Source organism: Mycobacterium colombiense (genome assembly GCF_001672755.1).
GTDB classification, from domain to species: domain Bacteria; phylum Actinomycetota; class Actinomycetes; order Mycobacteriales; family Mycobacteriaceae; genus Mycobacterium; species Mycobacterium colombiense_C.
Window position 1 is genome coordinate 1 of record NZ_LZKI01000163.1, and the last position, 11,096, is coordinate 11,096.

An 11,096-nucleotide genomic window follows, 5' to 3' on the forward strand; every position below is an offset into this window, starting at 1 on the left:
GCTTCGGGTCGACCACAGCAGACAATTCGCGTTTGCCGCGAAAAGCGATGTGGTGTTGGCTAACTTGATGTATTCGTCCGCAGACGGCTGACTGGCAGCCTGTCGCGAGTCGAAAACGTTCAGCCTGGCCGATGGCGTTGTCGCCGACGACGGCCCTTCGCCTCTTCGGTCCAGCCGGTCTCGATGCGCCCAATCTCGAGTGAGAGCAGCGCGAGGGTCGGATTGTCGCAGTGGACCTCGTGAGCGGTCCGGTACTTCGCGGCCTCACCGCTCGTTGGCAGGTGCGGCCGCAAACCCTCGAACCACGCGTCGCCGACCACATTGGGCGGCGCACCATCGCGGGGCCCGCAAGCCCACTGCTGGTAGGCATCTCGCGCGTCCGCCAAGCCGGTCCGCCAGCCTTGGACCGTCTCGCAGCGCTGGCCGTGCAGGTGCATCGCCATCTGGTGTTTGTGGTCGACGTTTCCCATCATCCTTGGCAGCACCGTGTCGGCGGCTGACCGCGCTACGCCCGCGATGCCCACGGCCGACGCCCCCACGACGGTACCCATGAGGCCCATCATTGCCATGTCCATCCGGTGATCGTTCCATCTGCACGACCGCGGCAACCGGAAACCCCCCATTCAGTGCGACGCAGTGAGGTCGAGTGCGATGTCGACGAGCATGTCTTCCTGCCCTCCGACCATGCCGCGCCGGCCGGCCTCTTCGAGAAGCGTTCGGGCGTCGATGTTGAATCGTGCTGCGGCAGCCTCCGCGTGGCGGAGGAAGCTGGAGTAGACGCCTGCATAACCCAGGGTCAAGGTTTCACGGTCGACTCGGACGGGCCGGTCTTGCAGAGGCCGGACGAGATCGTCGGCGGCATCCTGCAGTCGATGGAGGTCGCAGCCGTGAGCCCAGCCGAGGCGGGTGGCCGCGGCGATGAACACCTCCAGCGGCGCGTTGCCGGCACCGGCGCCCATGCCTGCCAATGACGCGTCGATCCGGGATGCGCCATGCTCGACGGCAGCGATGGAATTAGCCACTCCCAGCGACAGATTGTGATGGGCATGGATGCCGATTTCCGTTGATGCGCACAGTGTTTGGCGTAGCGCATCGACCCGCTCGGCGACGCCATGCATGGTCATGGCCCCGCCCGAGTCGACGACGTAGACGCACGTCGCTCCGTAACTCTCCATGAGCTTGGCTTGGGTGGCCAACCGGGCGGGTTCGGTCAAGTGGCTCATCATGAGGAATCCGACGGCGTCCATGCCGAGGTCGCGCGCTGTGGACAGGTAGCGGGCGGAGATGTCGGCTTCGGTGCAGTGCGTGCCGACGCGCACGACGGCCGCGCCCGCGCGGTACGCATCGTTGAGATTGCGGAGGCTGCCCACGCCGGGCAACAGAAGCGTTGCGATCCTGGCGTTCTGGATCACGCTCGCGACGGCCTCGATCCATTCGAGGTCGGTATGTGCCCCGAATCCGTATACGCAACTCGAGCCGGACAGTCCATCACCGTGGGCGACCTCGATCGAGTCGACTCCGGCCGCATCGAGGGCGCACGCGATCGCGGTCAACTGCTCGATGCTGTACCGATGGCTCACCGCGTGCATGCCGTCACGCAGGGTCACGTCGCTCACATAGAGGCGTCGGCTCATGTTGTGGCCCCGGTGGTTTCGTCGGCATTAAGGGCGATTCGCTCGGCGGTGGCCTTGGCGGCAGCGGTCATGATGTCGAGGTTTCCGGCGTGGGCGGGCAGGTTGTCTGCGGTGCCGGCGACCTCAAGCATCACCGTGACGCGGGTGCCGGTGAACTTGCCGGTTTCGGGGATGTGCAGCGGGTGTTCATTGTCGAAGATTTCGAACTGGACATCCCGCTTCAGGCGGTAGCCGGGCACGTAGGCCGCGACTCGGTCAACCATGCCGAGGATTTCCTGGTCGATCCGGTCGTGGTCGCAATCCCCGTCGACGAGGCAGTACACCGTGTTGCGCATGAGCACCGGGGGATCGGCGGGATTGAGGATGATCACGGCCTTGCCGCGGTGTGCGCCGCCGACGACTCGCAGGGCGGTGGCGGTGGTTTCGATGAATTCGTCTATGTTGGCCCGGGTGCCCGGGCCCGCGGATTTCGCCGCGATGGATGAGACGGTCTCGGCGTAGGAAACGATTCCAGCCTTGCCGACCGCGGCGACGATCGGAACCGTTGCTTGCCCCCCGCAGGTGACCATGCTGAGGTTCGGGGCGTCGAGGTGGTCGTCGAGGTTGACTGCCGGCACGCAGAACGGTCCGATCGACGCGGGTGTGAGGTCGAGCATTCGTATCCCGTTGTAGCGCATTGCCTCCCAGTGGGCGCGATGCGCAGCGGCCGAGGTGGCGTCGAAGGCCAGCTTGATATCGGCAAAGTCCGGCATTTGAAGCAGGCCCTCGATCCCCTCCGCGGTGGTGGGCACACCGATTCGCCGTGCGCACACCAGCCCGTCCGAGTCCGAGTCGGTGCCGACCATGGCGCCCACGGCGAGGGGGCCGTCGCTCTGTGAGATCTTGAGCATCAGGTCGGTGGCGATGTTGCCCGATCCGATGATGGCCACCGGCCATCTCTGGAGGGCGGTCACTTCGATTCGGCAACCATGTGCAGGGCGCTGTCGTAGAGGGCCGCCGCGTGCCTCTCGAACAGCGTCAGGACGTCGACAGAGTCACCGCCGAGCTCCTTGGCGATGAACAGGCCATCGGCGCCCGCTATCCCGGAGGTTGCCAATTGGTGGACCTGCGCGTCGGTCAATTCGGGAAACAGCTCCCGCACTGTGGTGCCGAGCGTGGAATGCATCTGCGCACGGACATCGATGAACATCGCCCGGGCCCGCGGCTCGACCGGCCGCCTCTCCAGGGCGAGCATCAGGCCGAGTCGTAGGAACTCGGGGGAGTCCAGCAGCGCCTTGCCGATTTGCAGCACCATCGTCACCAGGCGCTCGCGCGCGGTGCCTTCAACGGGCATCTGCCAGGCCGAAAGCACACGCGCGAAGCTGCGTTCGATCACCGCTGCGATCAGGTCGTCCTTGTCCTTGAAGTGCCAGTAGATGGAGCTGGCCGGCAGGCCGCACTTCGCGCTGACCAGCGCGATGCTGGTGCCCTCGTACCCGCGTTCACTGGCGATCTCGGTGGCCGCATCCAGGATGCGGGCCCGGGACGCCTCACCGTCGAGGCGGCGCCGCCGCTGTGGCTTGTCGCTGGTGGCCACTGAAACCCCTTGTCGTCGGGTCTTGACTCCGTAGTGATCGCTACATTACCGTAGCGATCATTACAGAATCAAGCACGACGCGAAAGCGGGACGGCAATGGACGAGCATCCGATGTATGACGTGGCGGTGATCGGCTATGGCCCCACGGGCGCCACTGCGGCGAATCTGCTTGGCCGCCTTGGGCTTAGCGTCGTCGTTATCGAACGCGACCCCGACGTGTACGGGCGGGCGAGGGCCATCTCCACCGATGAGGAGGTGATGCGCATCTGGCAGTCCATCGGCCTGGCCGATCGACTGCAACGGGACATGCTGCCCGACCGGCCGTTGGCCTGGGTTGACGCCAACGGCGTGCCGTTTGTGGAAACGACCATGACGCCCCGCGGCTGCGGGCACCCGCCGCAACAATTCCTGTACCAACCCGCCGTCGACCACGTGCTCCGCGAGGGCATCGACCGTTTCGGCAACGTCGAGGTGCTGCTCGAGCACGAGTGCCTGCGTGCGGCCAACGGCGAATCGTGGGTCGAACTCATGCTGGCCGATCTTCGCACCGACACCTTCAAGCGCCTTCGGGCTTCCTACGTGATCGCCGCCGACGGCGGCTCGTCGCCGACCCGCGGCCTGCTCGGGGTCGGATACGCCGGGCGTACCTACACCGAACGCTGGGTGGTCATCGACACCAAGGTGATTCGTGAGTGGGACGGTCATGACCGGCTGCGGTTTCACTGCAACCCGGCCCGCCCGACCGTGGACTGCCCGACGCCATTGGGTCATCACCGCTGGGAATACCCGGCCAGGACCGGTGAGGACGAACAACAACTCGTCACCGACAACGCGGTGTGGCAGGTTCTGCACGAACAGGGCATCACCGAAGACGACGTGAAAATCCTGCGCGCCGTCATCTACAGCCACCACGTGCGCGTCGCCGACCGGTGGCGGGTCGGTCGCATCTTCCTCGCCGGCGACGCTGCCCACGCGATGCCGCCCTGGATCGGCCAGGGCATGTCAGCCGGTGTGCGGGATGCGGCCAACCTGTGCTGGAAGTTGGCGGCCGTGGTGCGTGGGCAGGCGCCCGATTCGCTGCTCGACAGCTACCAGGTCGAACGCAGACCCCACGTCATCGAGGTCACCCGTCGGGCGGTGCGCAACGGGCGGCTCATCACAGAGCGTCGAAAGTCATTGGCGTTCTTGCGAAATCATCTCTTGCGTGCTTTGACACAGGTGCCCGGTGTCCTCGCGGCCGGACAGAGGCTGATCTGGATTCCGAACGCGCGCTACCGCGCCGGCCTGTTGGCCGCCGAGTCGCATGCGGCCGTGGGTTGGCAGCTGCCGCAGCCATGGGTCATCGACCCCGCCGGGACCAAGCTGCGGCTCGACGATGTCATCGGCGGGCGTTGGGTGATATTGCATCTCGGCGCCGCACCGGCCGGTGCGGACCGATGGCGACGGCTCGGGGCTGAACCGCTGGCCGTCACCAGAAGCGTTGGCGCGATCGGCGATTACGACGGGATCCTGACCCGCTGGCTACGCCGCAAGAAGGCCGCGGCGGTCGTGGTGCGGCCGGACGGATTCGTCTACGCCGCGGCGGGGCCGCGCCAGCCGCTGCCGCCGCCACCGACGGGTTTCACCGCGCTGCGCGCGACCGGCCAGGCCTCGCCCCGGATCGGAGCGACGGCATGACGATCACCAATGCGATCGAGCGCACGGTCACCATCGCGGGGAAACCGGTCTTCGTCTGCGAAGCCGGCGCTGGACCGGCCGTCGTAATGCTGCACGGTGGCGGACCCGGCGCATCGGGCGTGTCGAACTACTCACGCAACATCGGTGCTCTCGCAGAGCATTTCCGCGTTATCGTGCCCGACATGCCGGGGTACGGCAGGTCGGCCAAGGGCATCGACCACAGCGATCCGTTCGGCTACCTCGCCGACATGATGCGCGGGCTGATCGACGAACTCGGCATCGAGACCGCCCATCTGGTGGGCAACTCGTACGGCGGCGCGGCGGCACTGCGCCTGGCGCTCGACACCCCGCAGCGCGTCGGCAAGCTCGTCTTGATGGGACCTGGCGGAATCGGCACCACGAGAGGCCTTCCCACGCACGGGCTGAAGGCCCTGCTGTCGTACTACGGCGGTGACGGTCCGAGCCGGGACAAGCTCGCCGCGTTCATCCGCACGTACCTGGTCTACGACGGCGCCGCCGTGCCCGATGACCTGATCGACCTGCGCTATCAGGCCTCTATCGACCCGGAAGTGATCGCCGACCCGCCATTGCGCCGCCCGTCCGGGCCCACGGCCCCGCGCACCTTGTGGCGGATGGACCTGACCCGAGACAGCAGGCTGAAAAACTTGAGGACCCCGACGCTCGTCCTGTGGGGCCGTGACGACAAGGTCAACCGCCCGGCCGGCGGTCCGATGCTGCTCAACATGATGCCGAATGCGGAGCTCGTCATGACCTCACACACCGGACACTGGATGCAGTGGGAACGCGCCGACCTGTTCAACGAACTGGTCGTCGAATTCCTCAGCCCCTACTCGGCGCTCGCTGTGAGCACCCGGTGAGCCCGTCGGTGTTCGGCAGAGTCCAGCTGGGTTACGTCGTGATCGAGACCGAAAAGTTCAGCGATTGGCGACGATTCGGCCGCGACGCCATCGGCCTGCACCTCAATGAGGGGTCGCCCGAGGCGATGCGATTTCGCCTCGACGACAACGAGTGCCGGTTCCTGCTGCAACGCGGGCCGGCCGAGGATGTCACGGCGCTGGGCTGGCACGTGGATGATCACTCGACGTTCGACACCGTCGTCGGCCGCGTCAGGGGCCATGGTGTGCCGGTGACCGCCGGCACCGACGAGCAGGCTGCCCTGCGCGGGGTCGAGCGGTTGGTCCGCTTCCCTGGACCCAACGGCCTCACCCAAGAGGTCTGTGCGCGTCCACGGACCGGCGCGGTGCCGTTGCGTACGGCTGCACGTGGCGGATTCGTCACCGGCGCAGCGGGTATGGGCCATGTCGCCGTCACCACCAAGCGGCCGCATCAGGTGCGGGGGTATTACCAGACGGTGTTCGACGCGCGGCTGTCCGACTACATCGACGAGACGATCAGCGGACTGAAGTTCAAGATCCGCTTCCTGCGGGTCAACCAGCGCCATCACACCGTGGCCATCGCCGCCGTCGACCGCATGCGGATGAACCCGATCCGCACCCGGGTGCAGCACCTCAACATCCAGGTCGCCGACCTCGACGACATGGCCGGCGCCTACCAACGAGTCAAACAACTCGGCTTCCGGATGGCGCTGGGCATAGGTCAGCACACCAACGACAGGGAACTGTCCTTCTACGCCCTCACGCCGTCCGGATTCGAGTGGGAGGTTGGCTGGAACCCGATCGTGGTCGATGAGGCCACCTGGGAACCCGCCACCTATCGCGGCATCAGCATCTGGGGTCACACTCGAGAGGGACAAACGATCATCGACAAACTCACCCAGTTCAAGATCGGCGCCGCGTCACTGATGCACGCCGAGGACGTCATTCCCGCGCTCGCCGGAGCGGGCATTCCAGACCGCTGATCACCGACCTCCAGAGGAGCAGCCAATAATGTCGCGGATCGACACTCACCATCACGCCATCCCGTCTTTCTATCGAGACATGCTGCGAAAAGCCAGGATTGACGAAGCCGGAGGCCGGGCGCTGCCGAATTGGAGCCCGGAAGGGTCGTTGCAGACCATGACGGAACTGGACGTCGCCACCGCGATACTCTCGGTATCGACGCCGGGCACCACGTTCCTGCCGAGCGCGGTCGACGCGGCGTCGCTGGCCCGCGACCTCAACGATTACCTCGCCGGCCTCGTCGCCGACCAACCCAACCGGTTCGGATTCTTCGCGACCCTCCCCATGCCGCACTTGCGCGAGTCCGTCGGCGAGGCCGCCAGGTCGCTCGACGAATTGCGCGCCGACGGGGTGGTGCTGCTCGCCAACAGCGCCGGGACCTACCTCGGGCAAGACGGTCAGGACGACCTGTTCGCCGCGCTGGACGCGCGCTCGGCGGTGGCGTTCATCCATCCCGGCGAGCTGCCCGGACCGGTGATCGACGGGGTCGCGCCGTTTGCCGTCGACTTCCTGCTCGACACCACCCGCGCCGCGTATTTGCTTGTGCGCAATGGGATTTGTCGTCGATACCCGAACATCAAGTTCATCCTCAGCCATGCGGGCGGGTTCGTCCCCTACGCCTCGCACCGGATGGCGATCAGCATCATGGGCGACACCGGGCGCAGCCCCAGCGACAGCCTGGATGACTTCGCCGGCTTCTACTTCGACACCGCGCTGTCTTCGAGCGCCGCCGCGCTGCCGAGCCTACTGGCGTTCGCCAAGCCCGGGCACGTGACCTTCGGCTCGGACTGGCCCTTCGCACCGCTGGCGGCCGGGAAGCTGTTCGCCGCCGGCCTGGAGACCTACCCGGGCCTGCGCCCGGACGCCCGCGCGGCGATCGAGCGCGACAACGCCCTTGCGCTGTTCCCCCGGCTCGGCGCGGCCGCGCCACCCAAGCCCGACTCGACGCTCGACAAGTTGCGCCACGGCGCCAGCCGAGCGGTCATGCGGGGGGTCGTACGGCTGGTCAACACCCGCTGACGGGCGCTCAGAGCCAAGCCTGCTGCCACGACTGGATGCGATCGGCCAGTTCGGGTCCGCGGTCCTCTTGAATGAAGTGGCTGGCGTTGATCCGGGCGTGCGGCTGACCCGCGGCGCCGGGAATGTGCTTGATCAGGGCTCTGTCCGCCTGCCCAAGGATGGGATCGCGGGCTCCGAAAATAGCGAGGAACGGCTTTTCCCAGCGGCCGAGGGCATCCCACGCTTTCCTATTGGCCGGAATAGCCGGATCGGTGGGCGAGGTGGGCACCAGCTGAGGAAACGCGCGGGCCCCGGCCTGATAGCTCTTGTCGGGGAAGGGCGCGTCGTAGCCGGCCCGGACTTTCGACGGCACCCGGCGAATGGTCCCGGCGCTGACGATGCGGCCGGCGGGCAGGACGGGGGAGTAGCGCGCGAAGGCGCGCCAGGCGTAGAAGGCCGGTGGGGTGCGCCGTTGCGCCGTCGGGAGGAAACCGTTGGCCACTACCAGCCGCCCGACGCGGTCGGACTGCTCGGCGGCGATGCGCAGCCCGATCAGCGAACCCCAGTCCTGCACAAACAGCGTGACGTCCCTGAGGTTGAGATGCTCGAACCACGAGATCACCCACTCCACGTGGCGCTGGTAGGTGTAATCCTCGACCCGGCTGGGCTTGTCCGAACGGCCGAAACCGATCAGGTCGGGGGCGAGCACGCGGTTCCCGGCGTCGGTCAGGGGCGGGATCATCGTGCGGTAGAGGTAGCTCCACGTGGGTTCGCCGTGCAGCAGAACGATCGGCGGCCCTTCGATCGTGCCCTCGTCGAGGTAGTGCATGCGAAGCGGCCGGGTGTCGCTCGCGGTTACGTCAAGGTAGTGCGCAACGAACGGGTAGTCCTCCAGGTTTTCGAATCGGGAGTCCGGGGTTCGCAGCACATGCATATCAGCTCCTCCGGTGAACCGGCACCTCTGTTAGCCTCTCGCGCCGGCGCGAATTCGTCTAGTAGGAGATTCATTGAGCTGGGCCCCACGGGCTATTAAACTGGCTTGTTCATGGCAATTCGGCGCGCGGTTCTGCTCATAGCCGACATCGGCGGGTACACGCATTACATGCAGTGGAACCGGACGCACCTTGCCCATGCCCAGCTGACGGTTGCGGGCCTGCTGGAGTCGGTCATCAACGCGGGCAAGGGTTTGAAGCTGGCCAAACTCGAGGGTGACGCCGCGTTCTTCTGGGCACCGGACAGCCACGCCAAAGAGGTGGTGTGCGACCGCCTGTCACGGATGCGCACGTCGTTCCTGGAGCGGCGTGAGCGGATGAAAAACGACATCGCCTGCGAGTGCGCGAGTTGCGAACAGCTGGAGAAGCTCTCGCTCAAGTTCGTCGTGCACGTGGGCGAGGTGGCGGATCAGAAGGTGAAGCGTCACGTCGAACTGGCCGGCTTCGATGTCATTCTGGTGCACCGCATGCTGAAAAACATGGTGCCGGTTGCCGAATACGTGCTGATGACCGATCCCGTCGCGGCATGCCTCGACGAGCCTATGCGCGAGCTTTGCATGCCGTTGGTGCACGTCTTCGATGGCATCGGAGAAACGTCGACGCACTACATCGACCTTGCGGCGGTGCAAGTTCCCGTTGCGACGCCGCGCCGCAGCTTTTTCCGCCGGCTCGGCGCGACGACGAGGTTCGAATTCGACAGCCTGCCCTTCACGCTCGGCATGAAGGAGCCCGCCCAGGGGTTCCGTAACCTGGGCCGGGGTGCGGAGGAAGTCTCCGCGTAGCCGAAAAGCCCTGTGGCGCGGCGCCGGTCACGATCAAGCGCCGGCCAGGGCCCGTCCCATCCGCGAGACCGCCTCGGTGAGAATGGCTCGCGAGGTGGCGAAGTTCAATCGCACGTGTCCGGTTCCGCCGGTGCCGAACACGTGGCCGGAGCTGAGCGCCACCCGCGAGTGATCGAGGAACCAGCGGGCCGGCCCGGACAGATCGGCAACCACCGCAAGGCCGTCGGCGGCTTCTTCGTCGAAGCCGAGCTCCCGGCAATCCAGCCACGCCAGATAAGTGCCTTGCGGCCATTGGTAATTCACGCCGGGGAGGTGCTCGGCGACCAATTCGCCGAGCAGTGTCCGGTTCTCGTCCAGGCCCTGCAGCGTCGCATCGAGCCAGTCGCTGCCGCTCAGAAATGCCTCGGCGTGGGCGATGACGCCGAGGTGGCTGGGTCCGTGACTGACCTCCTCCGGCATCCGGTTCAGGTCGGTGGCGGCCTCGGGTCCGGCGATGGCCAGCGCGGCTTTCAGGCCGGACAGGTTCCAGGCCTTCGACGCGGAGATCAGGGCGAAGGCGTTCTCGGCGCCCGGAACGGTGAGGAAGGGAGTGAACCGTGATCCCGGCAGAATGACGGGGGCGTGAATCTCATCGGACACCACCCGCACGCCGAATCGCCGGGCGAGCTCGGCGACCGCGCGGAGTTCGTCGGTGGTGTGCACTGATCCGGTCGGGTTGTGCGGATTGCACAGCAGATAGGCGACCTTCGCGTCCCTGCCGCCGCCAGCGCGGGCCCGAAGGAAAGCATTCTCCAAGGCGCCCAAGTCAATTCGCCCATCGGCGAGGGGCGCCTCGATGACGCGGCGTCCGTCGTGCGCGACGAACGCGTAGAACGGCGCGTAGACCGGCGGGTTGATGACGACGGCGTCACCGCGATCGGTGAGCAGGCGCAGCACCTCGACGACGCCGAGCATGACGTCGGGAACCAGCGCGGTACGGCCGACTTCCAGGTCGTGCCACTGCCAGCGCCGTGCGGCGAATTGGCTGACCGCTTCCGCCAGCGCGGTTCCGCAGGGATATCCGGTGTCGCCGTTGTCGATGGCCTTCCGCAGCGCTTCGGCCACCGTCGGTGCCAGGTTGACGTCCATCTCGGCGACCCACAGCGGCAGCACGTCGGCGGGGTGTGCGCCCCATTTCATGCTGGTGCGAGCCCGCAGTTGCTGCAGCGTCAATTCCTCGAGCGGATTAACCGTCACGCCCGCAGACTAACCGGCGCGACCTACCCCCCGACAAACGCTTTCTGCGGGATGGTCAACGGAAGGTCCACCGAACTCAGCAATCCCGGCTGCGCGGCAACGACATACGGCACGGCGTTGACGACGCGCATCGCGGTGGCGACCATGGCGCCCGCCCCGGAAGTCATCCCGCCGATGCCGGCTTTGGCGGGATCTTTCAGGGTCGCGGCCAGCGTGCAGTCGATGTCCGGGTCGCCGGAAATCATGACGCGATAGGACAGATCGCCGATCCCGGTGGGCCA

General features: G+C 66.5%; 11 protein-coding genes and 1 pseudogene. 5 read left to right on the forward strand and 7 right to left on the reverse strand.

Annotated features, from left to right (window positions below; all coding sequences use genetic code 11):
• Positions 1 to 119 precede the first annotated feature (119 nt).
• From A5708_RS21585 to A5708_RS21600, 4 genes are read right to left on the reverse strand one after another with little or no spacing between them, the layout of a single operon-like run.
• Positions 120 to 575: a hypothetical protein gene (locus A5708_RS21585; RefSeq protein WP_065030587.1), complete on the reverse strand. Its 456-nt coding sequence runs from the start codon at positions 573 to 575 to the stop codon at positions 120 to 122.
• A 48-nt stretch (positions 576 to 623) separates the two neighbouring features.
• Positions 624 to 1,634, reverse strand: a complete 1,011-nt coding sequence (dmpG, locus tag A5708_RS21590) for a 4-hydroxy-2-oxovalerate aldolase (RefSeq protein WP_065030578.1) — start codon at positions 1,632 to 1,634, stop codon at positions 624 to 626.
• Positions 1,631 to 2,563: an acetaldehyde dehydrogenase (acetylating) gene (locus tag A5708_RS21595; RefSeq protein ID WP_065030579.1), complete on the reverse strand. Its 933-nt coding sequence runs from the start codon at positions 2,561 to 2,563 to the stop codon at positions 1,631 to 1,633. The genes dmpG and A5708_RS21595 overlap by 4 nt, the downstream gene beginning before the upstream one ends.
• 20 nt (positions 2,564 to 2,583) lie before the next feature.
• Complete coding sequence (locus A5708_RS21600) at positions 2,584 to 3,210, reverse strand: TetR/AcrR family transcriptional regulator (RefSeq protein WP_065030580.1); 627 nt, start codon at positions 3,208 to 3,210, stop codon at positions 2,584 to 2,586.
• A gap of 96 nt (positions 3,211 to 3,306) precedes the next feature.
• On the opposite strand from A5708_RS21600, the gene A5708_RS21605 reads away from it, so the two are divergent.
• From A5708_RS21605 to A5708_RS21620, 4 genes are read left to right on the forward strand one after another with little or no spacing between them, the layout of a single operon-like run.
• Entirely contained in the window at positions 3,307 to 4,887 is a 1,581-nt protein-coding gene (locus tag A5708_RS21605) for a bifunctional 3-(3-hydroxy-phenyl)propionate/3-hydroxycinnamic acid hydroxylase (protein ID WP_065030581.1), read from the forward strand.
• Complete coding sequence (locus A5708_RS21610; protein ID WP_065030582.1) at positions 4,884 to 5,765, forward strand: alpha/beta fold hydrolase; 882 nt, start codon at positions 4,884 to 4,886, stop codon at positions 5,763 to 5,765. Before A5708_RS21605 ends, A5708_RS21610 begins: the two co-directional genes overlap by 4 nt.
• A complete protein-coding gene (locus A5708_RS21615) occupies positions 5,762 to 6,766 on the forward strand; it encodes a VOC family protein (protein WP_065030583.1) in 1,005 nt (334 codons plus the stop codon). The genes A5708_RS21610 and A5708_RS21615 overlap by 4 nt, the downstream gene beginning before the upstream one ends.
• Positions 6,767 to 6,794: 28 nt before the next feature.
• Positions 6,795 to 7,826 (forward strand): amidohydrolase family protein, encoded by a 1,032-nt coding sequence (locus A5708_RS21620; protein ID WP_065030584.1) that lies wholly within the window; start codon positions 6,795 to 6,797, stop codon positions 7,824 to 7,826.
• A gap of 7 nt (positions 7,827 to 7,833) precedes the next feature.
• Here A5708_RS21620 and A5708_RS21625 read toward each other — a convergent pair whose 3' ends face one another.
• On the reverse strand, positions 7,834 to 8,739 hold the full coding sequence (locus A5708_RS21625) for a haloalkane dehalogenase (RefSeq protein ID WP_065030585.1): 906 nt from the start codon (positions 8,737 to 8,739) through the stop codon (positions 7,834 to 7,836).
• 111 nt (positions 8,740 to 8,850) lie between these two features.
• On the opposite strand from A5708_RS21625, the gene A5708_RS21630 reads away from it, so the two are divergent.
• The gene (locus A5708_RS21630) at positions 8,851 to 9,579 is read left to right on the forward strand and encodes a DUF2652 domain-containing protein (protein WP_065030588.1); all 729 of its coding nucleotides are present in this window, start codon (positions 8,851 to 8,853) and stop codon (positions 9,577 to 9,579) included.
• A 33-nt stretch (positions 9,580 to 9,612) separates the two neighbouring features.
• On the opposite strand, the gene A5708_RS21635 is transcribed toward A5708_RS21630, so the two are convergent.
• Both A5708_RS21635 and A5708_RS21640 read right to left on the reverse strand, forming a co-directional pair.
• Entirely contained in the window at positions 9,613 to 10,815 is a 1,203-nt protein-coding gene (locus A5708_RS21635; RefSeq protein ID WP_065030586.1) for a MalY/PatB family protein, read from the reverse strand.
• A 23-nt stretch (positions 10,816 to 10,838) separates the two neighbouring features.
• Positions 10,839 to 11,096: pseudogene (locus tag A5708_RS21640) on the reverse strand (dihydrodipicolinate reductase); the annotation flags it as partial.

Bases quoted from the DNA above. Each gene is read 5' to 3' on its own strand.
- A5708_RS21585 (WP_065030587.1), bottom strand. From the start codon at position 575: ATGGACATGGCAATGATGGGCCTCATGGGTACCGTCGTGGGGGCGTCG.
- dmpG (WP_065030578.1), bottom strand. From the start codon at position 1,634: ATGAGCCGACGCCTCTATGTGAGCGACGTGACCCTGCGTGACGGCATG.
- A5708_RS21605 (WP_065030581.1), top strand. From the start codon at position 3,307: ATGGACGAGCATCCGATGTATGACGTGGCGGTGATCGGCTATGGCCCC.
- A5708_RS21610 (WP_065030582.1), top strand. From the start codon at position 4,884: ATGACGATCACCAATGCGATCGAGCGCACGGTCACCATCGCGGGGAAA.
- A5708_RS21620 (WP_065030584.1), top strand. From the start codon at position 6,795: ATGTCGCGGATCGACACTCACCATCACGCCATCCCGTCTTTCTATCGA.
- A5708_RS21625 (WP_065030585.1), bottom strand. From the start codon at position 8,739: ATGCATGTGCTGCGAACCCCGGACTCCCGATTCGAAAACCTGGAGGAC.
- A5708_RS21630 (WP_065030588.1), top strand. From the start codon at position 8,851: ATGGCAATTCGGCGCGCGGTTCTGCTCATAGCCGACATCGGCGGGTAC.